We start from the raw sequence: 16,349 nt of genomic DNA, 5'->3' as shown, positions 1-16,349 counted from the left end.
GGGGCCAGCCGACAGTTCGTGACCCCTCGGCGTCGGGCCCGCGGGGTGTCGTGACCACTCGACAGCCCCGGCATCGCCCACGCCCCCGACTCCAGCCGCCCGAGGTCGCCCAACACGCCGCACGCGCAGCGCCCGGGTCGCGCGGACTGCCGTCACACGTCCCGGCCGACGGCAGTTCGTGCGACTCCGGCACCGTCCCCGGCACCGACTCGCGCGCCGCCCACGGACGCACGAAGGCCCAGCACGCGTGACGCGTACCGGGCCTTCGTGACTCAGGGGAGCCCTACTCCCACTCGATCGTCCCCGGCGGCTTCGACGTGACGTCGAGCACGACCCGGTTGACGTCGGGCACCTCGTTCGTGATGCGGTTCGAGATCTTCGCGAGGGTGTCGTACGGCAGACGCGTCCAGTCGGCGGTCATGGCGTCCTCGGACGAGACCGGACGGAGCACGATCGGGTGCCCGTAGGTCCGGCCGTCGCCCTGCACGCCCACGGAGCGGACGTCGGCGAGCAGCACGACCGGGCACTGCCAGATCTCCTGGTCGAGGCCGGCCGCGGTGAGCTCTTCGCGCGCGATCTTGTCGGCCGAGCGGAGCAGTTCGAGCCGCTCCTTCGTGACCTCGCCGACGATGCGGATGCCCAGGCCCGGGCCGGGGAACGGCTGGCGACCGACGATGACCTCGGGCAGCCCGAGCTCGCGGCCGACCGCACGGACCTCGTCCTTGAACAGGGTGCGCAGCGGCTCGACGAGCTCGAACGTCATGTCCTCGGGCAGGCCGCCGACGTTGTGGTGCGACTTGATGTTGGCGGTGCCTGCTCCTCCGCCGGACTCGACGACGTCGGGGTAGAGCGTGCCCTGCACGAGGAACTTGACCTCGGCATCGGAGTCGGAAGCCTTGGCCTCGAGCACGAGTGCCTCGGCCGCGCCCTCGAACGTGCGGATGAACTCGCGCCCGATGATCTTGCGCTTCTGCTCGGGGTCGCTCACGCCGGCGAGGGCGTCGAGGAACTGCTGCTCGGCGTCGATCGTGATGAGCCGGACACCGGTGGAGGCGACGTAGTCCTCTTCCACCTGCTTCCGCTCGTCGGCACGCAGGAGCCCGTGGTCGACGAAGACGCAGGTCAGCTGGTCGCCGACGGCCTTGTGCACCAGGGCTGCGGCGACGGCGGAGTCCACACCACCGGAGAGCCCGGCGATGACCCGCGCGGAGCCGACCTGATCGCGGATGCGGGCGACCTGCTCCTCGATGACGTTGCTGGAGTTCCAGTCGCCGGGCAGGCCCGCGGCACGGTGCAGGAAGTTCTCGAGCACGGCCTGGCCGTACACGGAGTGCTTGACCTCGGGGTGCCACTGCACGCCGTAGAGCTTGCGCTCGTCGGACGCGAACGCCGCGACGGGCGTCGATGCGCTCGAGGCGAGCACCTCGAACCCGGCCGGTGCCTTGGCCACGGAGTCGCCGTGTGACATCCAGGTCACCTGGTCCGCCGGCTGGTCGCCGAGCAGGGTGCTGGTGCCGGGGGCGAGGGTCACGTCGGTGGCGCCGTACTCGCGCAGACCGGTGTTCGCGACCTCGCCACCGAGGGCGGTCGCCATGGCCTGGAAGCCGTAGCAGATGCCGAGCACAGGGACGCCGAGGTCGAGGATGTCACCGTCGAGGGACGGCGCGCCTTCTTCGTACACGGACGACGGACCACCGGACAGCACGATGGCTGCCGGGTCCTTGGCGCGGACCTCGTCCGCGGTGATGGAGTGCGGCACGATCTCGCTGTAGACGTTCGCTTCACGGACCCGACGCGCGATGAGCTGCGCGTACTGGGCCCCGAAGTCGACGACGAGGACGGGACGCTGTTCGGTCTCGCTCACCGAGCGGCCTCCTTCTCACGCTGCTGGGCAGCGATCAGCTCGTGGTAGGTGTCCATGGCCCGCTGCTGCATGCGGTGCTCGACCACGAAGGACATGAACGGGATGATGCCCCCGAGGGCGATGAGCAGGAAGCGTGACGGCCTCCAGCGCATGATGCTCCACAGACGGAAGTCCGTGAAGAGGTAGAGCACGTACAGCCAGCCGTGGGCGATGAGGATCGCGATCGACAGGTTGAACGTGCCCGGGGTTTCGCCCGCCGTGCCGTTGGGCACGAAGAACGGGCCGTTGCCGAGCTGCATCTCGAGCTGCAGCGGCGTGTACTTGATGATGACCTCGACCACCAGGGCGAGCAGCAGCACACCGGTGATGTACGCCGAGACGCGGTACCACTTCACCGCCCCCGGGATCTTGGGGATGTCACGGGTTCGGACGGTCAGGGCCATGCCGGCAATCCTACCGTCGGAGCGCGTCGGCTTCGGTGGCGAGGGCTACCTCGCGCTCCTCTTCCTGCTCGCGCTCCCAGGCGTCCTTCACGAACCGGTACCAGAGGAACACGGCGAAGCCGGCGAAGACGACCCACTCGATCGCGTAGAAGAGGTTGAGCCAGTCGAACTGGACCTCGCGCGACGGTGCCCGGTCGGCGATGGTGCCGAGGTCGGCGGCCTTCGCAGTGGTGCCGTCGGCGACCACGTACCCGAGGTACATGCGGTCGTCGAAGGCCTGCCAGGTGTTCACGAACCGGGCGGGGGCGACGGCTGAGTACTCGCCCTTCTTGTAGGCGTCCTGGTCGGGCGACTCCGCCGGGTAGTAGCGGCCCTGGATCGTGAGCGTCTGGCCGTCCGCCAGGCGCTCGCCCCCGTCGACGGCGGCCGACCGCTGGTCGGACCACCCGATGACGACCGGGAGGCTCGCCCCACCGTCCGAGTCCACCAGGTGTCCGACGGTCTGGTACTTCCCACCCCCGGTGCGGCCGGTCAGGACGGTGGTGTCGTCGGCGACGAAGGTGCCGGTGACGGTGACCTTCTGCCCGGCGAGACTCTCGCTGACGGGGCGCTCGGGGGTGGTGACCGCCTCGAGCGTGCGGCGGGTCTCGGTGGTCGCCGGCAGGGGCTTGCCGTTGGCGATCGACCGCTCGAGCTGCCACTTGCCCAGCCCGGCGAACACCGCCGCCAGCACGAGCGCCAGCAACAGCAGCGCGATCCACCTCGGTCGTCGGGCAACGGCCCACATCTGTATCAGTACTCCGGATCGCGCTGTCGGACCGGGCGCTCGGGGCGCTCGGCGGGGATCTCGACCGGCGACGTCACGGGTGCGGACGTCGGCTCGGACCCCTCATTGTCTCGCTCGTCCCTGCCAGCCGCCTCGACGAGCGCGAACTCCTCGGCGAACTGGCGGTCCCGCTCGGCCTTCCGCGCCGCGGCGGTGGCGTCCGCCTCGGCCTCGGCCGCTTCGGCGCTCTCGGCAGCGGCTGCGGCGGCGACGGCACGTCGACCGCCCAGGCGTCCGCGCAGGCGGATGAGCCGGCCCGGGCGCACCACGAGGCGGCCGATCCGGTCCGAGTTCACCGCGAGCAGCGGCCCGAGGACGGCCATGCAGAGGACGTAGAGGCCCGCGAAGGCGGTGATCCGCGCCTCCAGCCCGGCGGCGGCCGACAGCGTCGCGAGGATCAGCGCGAACTCGCCACGGTTCACCAGGATGACGGCGGTGTTGATGCCCTGCTGGACGTTGAAGCCGTTCATGCGCGCGACGATCTGGCCGGCGACCGCGTTGAGCACGACCGTCATGCCGATGGCGCCGAGGACGGGCCAGAGCACCTCGCCGAAGGTCGACAGGTCGAGGCTGAGCCCGAAGTTCACGAAGAAGAACGCGGCGAAGACGTCGCGCATCGGCAGGGCGAGCTGTTCGATGCGATCGCGGTACCGGGTCGCTCCGCAGAGCAGGCCGATGACGAAGGCACCGATGGCGTCGGTCACGCCGAGCAGATCGCCGATGCCACCGAACATGACCGCGAGTCCGAAGAACAGCACCGTGAACAGCTCGTCGTCACGGGTGGCGAAGATCTTCGAGACCCACTTGCCCGCGAAGCGCGCGAGCGTGAACATCACGATGAGGAACCCGAACGCCAGTGCCAGCTTGCCGACGACGGCCCAGACGTTGGTGTCGCCGGACAGCACGACCGAGACGATCGCCAGGTAGACGGCGATGAAGACGTCCTCGATCACGGTGACGCCGAGGATCATCGGGGTCTCGTCGTTCGCCAGGCGCCGGAGCTCGATGAGGAGCTTCGTCACGATGGCGCTCGAGGACGTCGCCGTCATGCCGGCGATGATCAGGGCTTCGCGGGTGCCCCAACCGAGCGAGAACCCGAAGGCGAACCCCACGCCCATGTTGATGACGACGTAGGTGCCGCCGGACACCAGGAGCTTGCCGGCGTTGCCGTAGAACTCCTCTTGGTCGAACTCGAGCCCGAGGTTGAACAGCAGCAGGATGAGCCCGAACGTCGCGATGAGCTCGATCGTGTGGGACTCGACGCTCAGCCCGAACCACGGGGTGTTCGGACTCGCGACGAGTCCGACCACCATGTAGATCGGGATGGCCGGCAGACCGATGGTCTTGCCGAGCCGGCCCAGGACGTAGGCGATGACGAAGAGCACACCGATGGTGAGCAGCTCACCACCCAGGTGCATGCGCTAGCTCTTCCGCGGGGCCTCGGCCGAGGCGGCCGCAAGCTCTCCGCTGCGGTAGAAGGAGAACGCCTTGGCGACCTTCTCGGGGGATCCGGCGACGACGATCGTGTCTCCGGGGAAGACGACGAAGTCCGACGAGGGCGCCGGGTTGGCGCTGTCGCCCCGGACCACGGCGACGACGGTCAGGCCGATGAAGCCCGAGTCGTGCAGGTCGCCGAGGGGCTTGCCCGCGATGGCGTCGTCGTAGTCGACGGAGAACCAGTCGATGGACAATCCAGGGATCTCGTCGAGCTTGTCGAGGCCCTCGGTGATCCGGGTGCCGCCGAGGAGTTCGGCGAGCGTGTGCGCTTCGTCCTCGCTGAGACGCAGCGAGACCTTCTCGGACTTGTCCGCGCCGTCGGAGACGTCGGCGAACGAGATGAGGTCGGAGTGCCCCGACCGGTGCGTGATGACACCGCACTTGCCACCGTCGTCGGTGTAGAAGCTGTGCAGCACGCCGACTCCGGGGAGTTTGACGCGATGGACGTCGACCATGATGGCTCCCTCTTCGAGTACCCCCATGCTAACCACCCGGTGACCCCGCGCATTCCTCCCGCTACTGTTCTGTGGATGGGGAGAACACGGATCGTCGTGGCCGTCGTCGGGGTGCTGGTCGTGACGCTGTACGCGGCCTTGCTCGCGGTGCAGCAACTCGTGCTGGATCCGCTCGCGGCGGTGCCGGGCACCTCGCTGGACGCGATCCACGCGCACCTCGAGGGGCAGGGGTTCGACGTCCGCGGTGACGTCGTCGCCGTCCTCGTCACCGCGGCGATCGGTGTCGCGCTGGCGCTCGTGGTCGCGACGGTGACGCTCTGGCGGCGCGTGGAACCGCACTTCGTCGTCGCCTGGATGCTCGGGATCATCGCGGCGGGTGCGGTCCCGTTCTTCGTCGCCGGCTTCCAACTCGGCATGGACGTCGCCGACGGCTACGGGGTCAGCGGCGGCGCCCACACCGCCTGGGCCGGCGTCCTGTACGCCACGAGCCTGATCGCGTTGGTCGCGATCCCGGTGGTGATCGTGTTCGGCGAGCGGCGACGCGCCCTCCGGGCCACGTCGGGACCGCAGGTCGCCTGACGGACGCAGGTCGCGCCTCCAGTCCGTTCGTCAGCCTGGAGGCGCGACACCCGTATCGACGCCGGTCGCGTCCGACCCGGGGTCGGTCCTACTCCGGCTCGCTCGTCTTCTCCCCCACCACCTGCTCGTCGGACGCCTTCGCGCCCTCGGCGCCGTCCGAGCGACCGCCGCCCACGACCACGTCGTCCTCGTCGAAGCCGAACGCGATGTCCGGGGCTTCGAGCCGCACGCGGTCCGCGCTCTCGTCGTCGGGCTGCAGCTGCGACTCCCGCTCGGCGGCGACGCGCTTCAGGTAGTTCGCGACCTCGTGCTCGGTCGTCTCCTGGTCCCAGCCGAGCACGTCCGCCATGAGCTTCGCGGCGACGGGCGCTGCTGACTCGCCGCGGTCCCAGGCCTCGATGGAGATGCGGGTGCGGCGGGCGAGGACGTCCTCCAGGTGCAGGGCGCCCTCGTGCGAGGCGGCGTAGACGACCTCGGCGCCGATGTAGTCGTCGGCCCCCGGCAGCGGTTCGGCGAGTGCCGGGTCCTGCTCGACGAGCTGCAGCACCTCGGTCGCGAGGGTCCCGTAGCGGTTGAGCAGGTGCTCGATGCGGACCTTGTGCACGTTGAAGCTCCGTGCGGTGCGGGCGCGTCGGTTCCACGCGGCGGGGTACCCCTCGGCGCCGAGGAGCGGGATGTCCTCGGTCGTCGACTCGGGGATCCTGCCGTCCATGGCCGCGACGGCCTCGTCGATGGCGTCCTTGCCCATCACGCGGTACGTCGTCCACTTGCCGCCGGCGACCACGACGAGCCCGGGCACGGTGTGCGCGACGACGTGCTCGCGGCTGAGCTGCGAGGTCTGGTCGGACTCCCCCGCCAGCAGCGGGCGGAGGCCGGCGTAGACGCCCTCGACGTCCTCGCGGGTGAGCGGGACGGCGAGCACCTTGTTGACGTGCTCGAGGATGTAGTCGATGTCCGCCGCGGTCGCTGCCGGGTGCGCCTTGTCGAGGTACCAGTCGGTGTCGGTCGTGCCGACGAGCCAGTGCCGGCCCCACGGGATGACGAAGAGCACGCTCTTCTCGGTGCGCAGGATCATGCCCGTGTTCGACTGGAACCGGTCACGGGGGATGACGAGGTGGACGCCCTTCGACGCCCGCACCTTGAACTGTCCGCGGGTGCCGATCATCGCCTGGGTGTCGTCGGTCCAGACCCCGGTGGCGTTGACGACCTGCTTCGCGCGGATCTCGAACCGTTCACCGGTCTGGATGTCGTGGGCCTGCGCGCCGACCACGCGCTCCCCGACCTTGATGAACCCCTCGATGCGGACGCGACTCGCTGCCTCGGCGCCGTACGAGGCCGCGGTGCGCACGAGCGACGCGACGTAGCGGGCGTCGTCGACCTGGGCGTCGTAGTACGTCATGCCGCCGACGAAGGCGTCCTTCTTGAGCCCGGGCATGTTCCTGAGCACCTGCTTCCGGCTGAGGTGCCGGTGGTGCGGGACGCCGGGCGGACGGCCGCCGGACCAGCTGAACACGTCGTACATCGCCATGCCGATGCCGATGTAGAAGCGCTCCCAGACCCGGTGGTTGAGCGGGTAGAGGAAGCGCACGGGCTTCACCAGGTGCGGGGCGATGCGCTGGAGCAGCAGGCCACGCTCGATGAGGGCCTCGCGGACGAGGGCGAAGTTGAGCTGCTCGAGGTAGCGGATGCCGCCGTGCACGAGCTTGGACGACCGGCTCGACGTCCCCGAGCCCCAGTCGCGGGCCTCGACGATGCCGACGCTCAGGCCGCGGGTCACGGCGTCGAGCGCACTGCCCGCACCGACGATCCCGCCGCCGATGACCAGGACGTCGAGCTCCTTGGTCTTCAGCGTCTCGATCGCGGCCGCACGTTCGTCCGGGCCGAGCTTCGCCGCGGGGTCGAACCCCACGCCGGGCGCGACGTCACGCGGACGTCCGGCCGTGCTGGTCTGCTTCGTCGTGCTGGACTTGGCCATCGTCGCCTCCGGGTCACGGTCGGCGCCGTGGCGTCACCCGCGTTCGTGCCCGGGTGCCACCGTCACTGGTGGTACGGCGCCACGACCACTTCTACTCGCTGGAACTCCTTGGCGTCGGAGTATCCCGTCGTCGCCATCGAGCGGCGGAGCGCACCGACCAGGTTGGCGCGGCCGTCGTGGGTCGGCGTCGGACCGTTCAGGACGTTCTCGAGCGGGGCGATCGTGCCCACCTCGACCCGGCGGCCGCGCGGTAGCTCGGGGTGGTGCGCCTCGGCACCCCAGTGGTAGCCGCCCCCCGGGGCCTCGGTCGCGCGGGCGAGCGCGGTGCCGAGCATGACGGCGTCGGCGCCCACGGCGATGGCCTTGACGATGTCGCCCGCGGTGTCGAGCCCGCCGTCGGCGATGACGTGCACGTACCGGCCGCCCGACTCGTCGAGGTAGTCGCGACGGGCACCGGCGACGTCCGCGACGGCGGTGGCCATCGGGGCGTGGATGCCGAGCGCGGCGCGGGTGGTCGACGCTGCGCCGCCGCCGAAGCCGACGAGCACACCGGCGGCACCGGTGCGCATGAGGTGCAGCGCCGACGTGTACGTCGAGGCACCGCCCACGATCACCGGGACGTCGAGCTCGTAGATGAACTTCTTGAGGTTGAGGGGTTCCTCGGTCTGGGAGACGTGCTCGGCGGAGACCGTGGTGCCGCGGATGACGAACAGGTCGACACCGGCGTCGACGACCGTCTTCGAGAACTCCTGGGTGCGCTGCGGGCTGAGCGAACCGGCGACCGGTACCCCGGCTGCCCGGATCTCGGCAAGGCGTGCGGTGATCAGCTCGGCCTTGATCGGCTCGGAGTAGATCTCCTGCATGCGCTTCGTGACGTTGCCGTCGGTGAGCGACTTGATCTCGTCGTAGTACGGGGTCGGGTCCTCGTAGCGGGTCCACAGACCTTCGAGGTCGAGCACACCGAGGATGCCGAGCTTGCCCATCTGGATGACCGTCGCCGGCGAGGACACGGAGTCCATCGGCGCCGACAGGATCGGCGACGCGAACGTGAACGCGTCGATCGACCACTGCACGCTGACGTCGCGCGGGTCACGCGTCCGCCTGGAGGGGACCACCGCGATGTCGTCGAACGCGTACGCCCGACGTCCGCGCTTGCCTGCACCGATCTCGACTTCGCTCACTCGGACAGCCTACCGGGCGGGCTCTGCGGCGTGCACGGGCCGGACGGTGCGGGCGCCGGGCGCCCTCGCACCGTGCGAGGCCTGCCGCGTACGGTGCGAGGTTCCGTGTTCGGTGCGAGGTCGCGAGGGTCGCACGACGTGCGGCACCTCGCACCACGCAGCCGTCAGCGCGGGTGGCGCGGGTGGCGCGGGTGGCGCGGGGCCCGCCGGCGCTTCCGGAGCGCCCGCAGCACGAAGCCGAGCAGGAGGGCGAGCACCACCAGGACGACGAGCAGCACGGCCGCGACCTTGACGAGCAGCGCCGCCCCGACGAAGAGCGCGATGAACACGAGCCAGACGAGGGCGTCGAGCACGAGGGGTCCGGAGGTGCGCACCCGCGGAACGATACCGACCCGCGCGGGGCGAGCCGCGCCTCCTGGCCGGGTGCGACGGAAGACGCCGTCGTCAGCGCAAGACGCCGTCGTCAACGCAAGACGCCGTCGTCAGCGCAGGACACCGCCACGCCGACCAGACACCGCCGAATTCCGAGGCGTCTCGACGGGACCGCGGCGTCAACGGAACACGACGGCGTCATGCGACCACAGTCATGCGACCACAGCCATGCAACCAGGGGCGAGCCGCGCCTCCAGGCCGGGTACAGGAGCGGGGCCGTGCGGCGCGAAGCGACCACGCACGGCCCCACCCGTCACGGATACCACCCCCACAGCGGTACCCGTAGTCGACGACAGCGCTAGCGCTGTGCGTCGACGTCCTTGGCGAGCGTCCCCAGGTAGAGCTCGATGACCTTGGGGTCGTCAGCGAGTTCCTTCCCGGTGCCCGAGTACGCGTTCTTCCCCTGGTCGAGCACGTACCCACGATCGCAGATCTGCAGACAGCGTCGCGCGTTCTGCTCCACCATGATGATCGACACACCGGCCTTGTTGATCCGGCGGGTCCGCAGGAAGGTCTCGTCCTGGCGCACGGGGGACAGTCCGGCGCTCGGCTCGTCGAGCAGGAGCACCTTCGGGTCCATCATCAGCGCACGGGCCATCGCGACGGACTGCCGCTCACCACCCGAGAGCGATCCGGCCCGCTGGTTGCGTCGCTGCGCGAGGACCGGGAACAGGTCGTAGATGACCTCGAGCCGCTCGGCGAACTTCCGGGGCCGCAGGTACAGACCCATCTGCAGGTTCTCCTCGATGGACAGTGATGGGAACACGTTGTTCGTCTGCGGCACGAAGCCGACACCGGCCTGCACGAGCTTGTTCGCCTTGAGGTTCGTGATGTCGTCCCCCTGCAGGGTCACCGAACCCTCGCGGATGGACACGAGCCCGAACAGGGCCTTCAGGAGCGTCGACTTGCCCGCACCGTTCGGCCCGATGATGCCGATGAGCTCGCCCGGGTAGCAGTCCAGGTCGCAGCCGTTCAGGATGTTCACGCCCGGCAGATAGCCGGCGACGAGGTTCTTCGCGCTGAGCACCGGCTCGCGTTCCAGCGTGGCCGCCGGGGACGGACTGGAGGCACTGCTCGCGTTCGTGGGGTCCGTTGCGTCCGTCATCGGGTCGTCTCCTCTGCTGCGTCCTCTTCGGCGACTTCCTCCGCCAGTTCCTCGAAGGTCTCCTCGGTGAGGAGCGAGTCGTCACCCAGGTCGGTGTCGTGGTGCGCACCGAGGTAGGCGTCGATCACGGCCTGGTCGTCCATCACCGTGTCCGCCGGGCCCTCGGCCACGACCTTGCCCTCGGCCATCACGACCACCCAGTCCGAGATGTGCCGGACCATGTGCATGTCGTGCTCGACGAACAGCACGGTCATGCCGTCGTCGCGCAGGGACTGGATGTGCCCGAGGAGCGACTGGGTGAGCGCGGGGTTCACGCCGGCCATCGGCTCGTCGAGCATGATCATCGTCGGGTCGGACATCAGCGCCCGCGCCATCTCGAGCAGCTTGCGCTGCCCGCCGGACAACGAACCGGCGTAGTCGTCTGCCTTGGTGTCGAGCTTGAACCGGGCGAGGAGGTCCTCGGCCTTGGCCGTGATCTCGCGCTCTCTCTTCGCCCACACCGGCTTGACCAGGGCGGCGAAGAAGTTTTCGCCGGGCTGGTCGCGGGCACCGAGGAGCATGTTCTGCATCACGGTGAGCCGCGACAGCGCCTTGGTCAGCTGGAAGGTGCGGACCATGCCCTTGTTCGCGATGTGCGTCGCGCTCGTCTTCTGCAGCGTGGCGCCGTTGAACTGCGTCTTCGCACCCGGGCTCGGCTTGTCGAACCCGGTGAGCAGGTTGAAGAACGTGGTCTTGCCGGCGCCGTTCGGGCCGATCAAGGCCGTGATGGAGCCGCGCTGGACCTCGAGGTGGTCGACGTCCACGGCGGTCATGCCCCCGAAGCGGCGGGTGACGTCGTCGACGGTGAGGATCGGGTCGGCCTTGGGGTGGCCGTAGGTCTCAGACACTGAACGTCAGCTCCTTCTTGTTGCCGAGCAACCCCTGTGGACGGAACACGATGAGCAGCATGAGCGCGACGCCGACGAGCACGTACGAGAACTGCTCGGCCTGCTGCGCGTTCATGATCGAGTCGGGGATGAAGTCGCCGGCCAGCGTGCGGATGAAGAGCCGGACGACGAAGAAGAGCACGGCTCCGAGCACCGGTCCGAACACCGTCGCCGCACCACCGAGGATGAGCGCCGTCCAGATGAAGAACGTCATCGAGCGGCCCATGGCGTCCGGTTGCACCGAACTCGGCAGCACGTAGATGATGCCCGCGATCGCACCGAGCGCCCCACCGAACACGAGCGCCTGCATCTTGTACGAGTAGACGTTCTTGCCGAGCGAGCGGACGGCGTCCTCGTCCTCGCGGATGGCCTTCACCACGCGGCCCCACGGGCTGCGCATGAGCAGGAAGAGCACCAGGGTGAACAGGGCGACCATGGCCCACGCCGCGATGCGGATCCACCAGCCGTTGACGCCGTTGTTCGCGTACGTGAACCACAGGATCGTGGTGGTGCCGTCGGGCAGCGGGCTGAGGGCGGTGAACGGGTCGCGGTAGCTCGACCCGGTGATGCCGTTCGAGCCGCCCGTGGTCGAGGTGAGGAGGCTCGAGCGGCCCACCATGCGGATGATCTCGGCGCCGGAGATCGTGACGATCGCCAGGTAGTCGCCGCGCAACCGCAGCGTCGGGATGCCGAGGATGATCGCGAACACGATCGCGACGAGCAGGGCGATGAGGACCGCCATCACGAACGGCAGTCCGTTCGTGATCGAGATCGCGAAGCCGTAGGCACCGAGCAGCAGGAACGCCGCCTGGCCCATGTTCACGAGGCCGGTGAGCCCGAAGTGCACGTTCAGGCCGATCGCGGCCAGCGCGAACGCCGCCGTGGTCGGGGCGAGTGCCTCCTGGGTGAGCGAGGACAGCAGGTTGAGGATGTAGTCCATGCGCGTGCTCCCTTAGCCGATCCGCTCGGCGCGGCCGAAGATGCCCTGCGGCCGGAACAGCAGGATGAGGATGAGGATGACGAGGGCGGTGGCGTACTTGAAGTCACCGGGGAGCACCAGGTTCGTGAGCTCCACGACGACGCCGATGATCATCGAGCCGACCAGGGCGCCGTACGCGGTGCCGAGGCCACCGAGCGTGACCGAGGCGAACATGAGCAGGAGCAGCTGGAGCCCGGTCTGCCAGTTCACGCCGTTCAGGACGAGTCCGAGCATCACACCGGAGAGCCCCGCGAGGCCGGCGGCGAGCGTCCACACGAAGCGGATCACCCGGTCGACGTCGATGCCGGAAGCCGCGGCGAGCGCCGGGTTGTCGGACACGGCCCGGGTCGCCCGGCCGAAGCGCGTCTTCGCCAGGAAGAGCCCGGTCGCGACGAGGACCACGAGCGCGATCCCCATGGCGACGTACGACTGCACCGTCAGGGTCACGCCGGCGAACCGCACGGTCTCCGGGTTGCCCTGCTGGATGCGGACCGTCGAGGCACCGAAGAAGTACTGGAACGCGTACTGGGCGGCGATCGACAGACCGATCGTCACGATCATGAGCTGCGTGAGGCTGATGCGCCGTCGCCGGAGTGGGCGCCAGATCGCGGCGTCCTGCAGGTACCCGGTCGCGGCGCACAACAGCGTGACGACGATCCCGGTGACCCAGATGTTCCAGCCGAGCTGGTTGGCGAACACGTACGCCAGCAGACCGCCGAGGGTGACCTGCTCACCGTGCGAGAAGCTCGACAGCCCGGTCGTGCCGTAGATGAGCGAGAGCCCGATCGACGCCAGTGCGATGAGCAGCCCGAGCCGGAGACCCGAGGCGAACTGCTGCCAGGCCCGCTGGATGCTCACGCCCGACGAGTCCGTCGAGGTCGTCGCGCCCTTCTGGTCGGACAGCTGGAAGATCTGCCCGACGTTGGCGTTCAGGGTGGCCTGCACCTTGCGGTCGGCGTCGGCGGCGTTCGTCAGGTACTGGCCCTTCGGCAGGGTGCCCTGGTCGACGCTCACCGTGTATTCGCCGGCCGTGTCGACGCTGACGGACCAGCGGCCGTCGCCGTTGGTCGTGGCCGTCTGGTCGAAGCCGCTCGGGCCGGTCACGTCGACGTCGACGCCCTCGGCCGGTTCACGCTCGGAGTCGGTGATCGTGCCCTGGATGCACCCGTTGTCGGGGCTGACGGTGCACGCCTGGCTGGTGGCCGGTGCCGAGGTGGCACTGAAGGCCGGCAGGGTGACCGCCCAGTCGATCAGGAAGGTCGCCAGGAACGCGGCGACGAGCACGGCCGCGAGGACCGGTCGTCGTCGTGCGTGGCGGAGGCGGAACAGGCGCGGCTGCGCCCGTCCCGGAGGAGTGATGGATCCCACGGAAGAGCCTCTCGTTCGGATGACGAGGAACCTATGGGGATTTTGTGACACCCGTGTTTCCAACACGTTCCCTGTGTGATTCGTACCCGAACTGTGACGTTGTGGAGGAATGCTCCGAGGCGGGCGCGATCCGTGCCTCCAGGCGGAATGCGGCGACAGCCGCTCGCGTTACCATGTCCTATCCGGAACCCGTCGTCGTGTTCCCGGTGTCTCGACACTTCACTCGCCCACGAAGGGGACCCATGGACCAGCCGGATCCGTTCGGATTCATCGGACTCACGTACGACGACGTCATGCTGCTGCCCGGGCACACCGACGTCATCCCGAGCGAGGCGTCCACGGCGTCCCGGCTCACCAAGCGGATCTCCGTCAACGTCCCGCTGCTCTCCGCCGCGATGGACACCGTCACCGAAGCCCGCATGGCCATCGCCATGGCGCGCCAGGGCGGCATCGGGATCCTGCACCGCAACCTGTCCATCGAGGACCAGGCTGCCTACGTCGACAAGGTCAAGCGCTCCGAGTCGGGCATGATCACCAACCCGGTGACCACCACCCCGGACGCCACCGTGGCCGAGGTCGACGCGCTCTGCGGCCAGTTCCGTGTGTCCGGCCTGCCGGTCGTCGAGCAGGACGGCACCCTCGTCGGCATCATCACGAACCGCGACATGCGCTTCGTGGCCACGTTCGAGCAGGCCACCACGTACGTGCGCGACGTGATGACGAAGGCCCCGCTGATCACCGCGATGGAGGGCATCGACCCCGAAGAGGCGATCGCCATCTTCGCGCAGCACAAGATCGAGAAGCTGCCGCTGGTCGACGCCGACGGCAAGCTCCGCGGCCTCATCACCGTCAAGGACTTCGACAAGAGCGAGCAGTACCCGGACGCCACGAAGGACGACGAGGGCCGACTCCGCGTCGGTGCCGCGATCGGCTTCTTCGGCGATGCCTGGCAGCGTGCCGAGGCCCTGCGTGACGCCGGCGTCGACGTGCTCGTCGTCGACACCGCCAACGGCGAGAGCGAAGGCGTGCTCGACATGGTCCGCCGTCTCAAGGCCGACCCGACGTTCGACGCGATCGACGTCATCGGCGGCAACGTCGCCACCCGCGCTGGTGCCCAGGCGCTCATCGACGCGGGTGTGGACGCCGTCAAGGTCGGCGTCGGCCCGGGCTCCATCTGCACCACACGCGTCGTCGCCGGTGTCGGTGTGCCGCAGGTGACCGCCGTGTACGAGGCCTCCCTCGCCGCACGCGAAGCCGGGGTCCCGATCATCGCCGACGGTGGCCTGCAGTACTCGGGCGACATCGCGAAGGCCCTGGTGGCCGGCGCCGACACCGTCATGCTCGGCTCGCTGCTCGCCGGCACCGACGAGTCCCCCGGTGACCTGGTGTTCGTGGGCGGCAAGCAGTTCAAGGCCTACCGCGGCATGGGGTCCCTCGGGGCCCTGCAGACCCGTGGCAAGAAGACCTCGTACTCGAAGGACCGCTACTTCCAGGCGGACGTGCCGAACGACGACAAGCTCATCCCCGAGGGCATCGAGGGCCAGGTGCCCTACCGCGGTTCGGTCGGCAACGTCGTCTACCAGCTCACCGGTGGGCTCCGGCAGTCGATGTTCTACGTCGGCGGTCGCACGATCCCCGAGCTGAAGGCCCGTGGCAAGTTCGTCCGCATCACGGCGGCGGGGCTCAAGGAGTCCCACCCGCACGACGTCCAGATGGTCGTCGAGGCGCCGAACTACCGCAGCTAGCAGCACTGCTCGACCAGACGCCCCCGCTCCGGACGGAGCGGGGGCGTCTGGCGTTCGTACGCGGACGCGTCAGGCCGAACGCCAGTCGTTCGACGTGATGTGCGAGCCACCGTGCGGGCCCATCTGCAGCATCCCGCCGTCCACCGGCAGGGACACCCCGGTGATGTACGACGACGCACGCGAGGCCAGGAACGCCACGGCGGCCGCGATCTCCCACGCGTTGCCCGGACGGCCGAGCGGCACACCGGGGCGGTCGATGGTGTGCGGGTCCTCGTCCTCTGCGCCGGTCATCCGGGTGGCGATCTCGCCGGGGGCGACGGCGTTCACGGTGATGCCGTGTTCGGCGAGCTCGATCGCCATGGTCTTCAGCAGGCCGCCGAGCCCGTGCTTCGCGGCGTCGTAGGCGCTCGAGCCGTAGCGGGGCTGGTGCTCGTGCACGCTCGTGATGCCGATGATCCGGCCGCCGGTGCCCGCCTGCACCATGTGCTTCGCGGCGGCCTGCATCGTGACGAAGGCGCCGTCGAGGTCGGTCGACACCGTGTGGCGCCACTGGTCGAGGGTCATCTCGAGGAACGGGGCGTTGTCGCCGGTGCCGGCGTCGGCCACGAAGACGTCGACGCCACCCAGCTGCGAGACGAGGCGGTCGACGACGGCGGCCGCCCCGGCGAGGTCGGAGACGTCGATCTGCTCGACGAAGGCCCGACGGCCGGTCTTCCGGACCTCCTCCGCGGTCTCCTCGGCACGGTCGGGTTCGGACAGGTAGGTGATGCCGACGTCCATGCCGGCTTCGGCGAGCGCGACGGCGGTCGCACGGCCGATCCCGGATTCGGAGCCGGTGACGATGGCTGTGGTGGGCTGGAAGTCGCTCATGCGGCGGACCGTACGCCGGGCCTCCCGGGCGCCCTGCCGGACCATCCGCCTGGCGCAGGTCGGGTCGCCGCACCGGCACCGTCGCTGCTGCACCGACCCCTGTC

Annotated in this window: 15 protein-coding genes; 2 read left to right on the top strand and 13 right to left on the bottom strand. The window is 69.5% G+C overall.

What is annotated here, in order from left to right; all coding sequences use genetic code 11:
* Positions 1 to 283: 283 nt before the first annotated feature.
* From guaA to HP445_RS06945, 5 genes are read right to left on the bottom strand one after another with little or no spacing between them, the layout of a single operon-like run.
* Positions 284 to 1,864, bottom strand: coding sequence for a glutamine-hydrolyzing GMP synthase (guaA, locus tag HP445_RS06965; RefSeq protein ID WP_128780475.1), 1,581 nt, complete (start codon positions 1,862 to 1,864; stop codon positions 284 to 286).
* A complete protein-coding gene (locus HP445_RS06960) occupies positions 1,861 to 2,307 on the bottom strand; it encodes a DUF3817 domain-containing protein (RefSeq protein WP_017885467.1) in 447 nt (148 codons plus the stop codon). The genes guaA and HP445_RS06960 overlap by 4 nt, the downstream gene beginning before the upstream one ends.
* 10 nt (positions 2,308 to 2,317) lie before the next feature.
* Complete coding sequence (locus HP445_RS06955) at positions 2,318 to 3,052, bottom strand: SURF1 family cytochrome oxidase biogenesis protein (RefSeq protein WP_164941161.1); 735 nt, start codon at positions 3,050 to 3,052, stop codon at positions 2,318 to 2,320.
* 47 nt (positions 3,053 to 3,099) lie between these two features.
* Positions 3,100 to 4,551 carry a cation:proton antiporter gene (locus HP445_RS06950; protein ID WP_128780473.1) on the bottom strand — a complete coding sequence of 484 codons (1,452 nt, stop codon included), beginning with the start codon at positions 4,549 to 4,551 and terminating at the stop codon, positions 3,100 to 3,102.
* A gap of 3 nt (positions 4,552 to 4,554) precedes the next feature.
* Positions 4,555 to 5,085: a cation:proton antiporter regulatory subunit gene (locus tag HP445_RS06945; protein ID WP_017885470.1), complete on the bottom strand. Its 531-nt coding sequence runs from the start codon at positions 5,083 to 5,085 to the stop codon at positions 4,555 to 4,557.
* A gap of 75 nt (positions 5,086 to 5,160) precedes the next feature.
* On the opposite strand from HP445_RS06945, the gene HP445_RS06940 reads away from it, so the two are divergent.
* A complete protein-coding gene (locus HP445_RS06940; RefSeq protein ID WP_128780472.1) occupies positions 5,161 to 5,664 on the top strand; it encodes a hypothetical protein in 504 nt (167 codons plus the stop codon).
* An 88-nt stretch (positions 5,665 to 5,752) separates the two neighbouring features.
* Here the strand turns inward: HP445_RS06940 and HP445_RS06935 are convergent, their stop codons facing one another.
* From HP445_RS06935 to HP445_RS06905, 7 genes are all read right to left on the bottom strand, one after another.
* Positions 5,753 to 7,639, bottom strand: a complete 1,887-nt coding sequence (locus HP445_RS06935) for a glycerol-3-phosphate dehydrogenase/oxidase (RefSeq protein ID WP_128780471.1) — start codon at positions 7,637 to 7,639, stop codon at positions 5,753 to 5,755.
* Between the two features lie 62 nt (positions 7,640 to 7,701).
* Positions 7,702 to 8,820, bottom strand: coding sequence for a GuaB3 family IMP dehydrogenase-related protein (locus tag HP445_RS06930; protein ID WP_027466694.1), 1,119 nt, complete (start codon positions 8,818 to 8,820; stop codon positions 7,702 to 7,704).
* A 164-nt stretch (positions 8,821 to 8,984) separates the two neighbouring features.
* Complete coding sequence (locus HP445_RS06925) at positions 8,985 to 9,194, bottom strand: hypothetical protein (protein WP_128780470.1); 210 nt, start codon at positions 9,192 to 9,194, stop codon at positions 8,985 to 8,987.
* Positions 9,195 to 9,550: 356 nt separating this feature from the next.
* Positions 9,551 to 10,357, bottom strand: coding sequence for an ABC transporter ATP-binding protein (locus tag HP445_RS06920; RefSeq protein ID WP_027466696.1), 807 nt, complete (start codon positions 10,355 to 10,357; stop codon positions 9,551 to 9,553).
* The gene (locus tag HP445_RS06915) at positions 10,354 to 11,244 is read right to left on the bottom strand and encodes an ABC transporter ATP-binding protein (RefSeq protein WP_027466697.1); all 891 of its coding nucleotides are present in this window, start codon (positions 11,242 to 11,244) and stop codon (positions 10,354 to 10,356) included. The genes HP445_RS06920 and HP445_RS06915 overlap by 4 nt, the downstream gene beginning before the upstream one ends.
* Entirely contained in the window at positions 11,237 to 12,223 is a 987-nt protein-coding gene (locus HP445_RS06910) for a branched-chain amino acid ABC transporter permease (protein WP_027466698.1), read from the bottom strand. The genes HP445_RS06915 and HP445_RS06910 overlap by 8 nt, the downstream gene beginning before the upstream one ends.
* Positions 12,224 to 12,235: 12 nt before the next feature.
* Positions 12,236 to 13,546: a branched-chain amino acid ABC transporter permease gene (locus HP445_RS06905; RefSeq protein WP_084740736.1), complete on the bottom strand. Its 1,311-nt coding sequence runs from the start codon at positions 13,544 to 13,546 to the stop codon at positions 12,236 to 12,238.
* A gap of 326 nt (positions 13,547 to 13,872) precedes the next feature.
* Here HP445_RS06905 and guaB point away from each other — a divergent pair, with 326 nt between their 5' ends.
* Positions 13,873 to 15,375 carry an IMP dehydrogenase gene (guaB, locus tag HP445_RS06900; protein WP_071404638.1) on the top strand — a complete coding sequence of 501 codons (1,503 nt, stop codon included), beginning with the start codon at positions 13,873 to 13,875 and terminating at the stop codon, positions 15,373 to 15,375.
* Between the two features lie 69 nt (positions 15,376 to 15,444).
* On the opposite strand, the gene HP445_RS06895 is transcribed toward guaB, so the two are convergent.
* Positions 15,445 to 16,245 carry an SDR family oxidoreductase gene (locus HP445_RS06895; protein WP_071404637.1) on the bottom strand — a complete coding sequence of 267 codons (801 nt, stop codon included), beginning with the start codon at positions 16,243 to 16,245 and terminating at the stop codon, positions 15,445 to 15,447.
* Between the last annotated feature and the right edge of the window lie 104 nt (positions 16,246 to 16,349).

The sequence above is a fragment of the Curtobacterium flaccumfaciens genome (genome assembly GCF_013359815.1).
In the GTDB taxonomy this organism is placed as follows: Bacteria; Actinomycetota; Actinomycetes; order Actinomycetales; family Microbacteriaceae; genus Curtobacterium; species Curtobacterium flaccumfaciens.
Note: the sequence above shows the minus strand (reverse complement) of the source record. Positions and strands in the feature narration are given on the sequence as shown.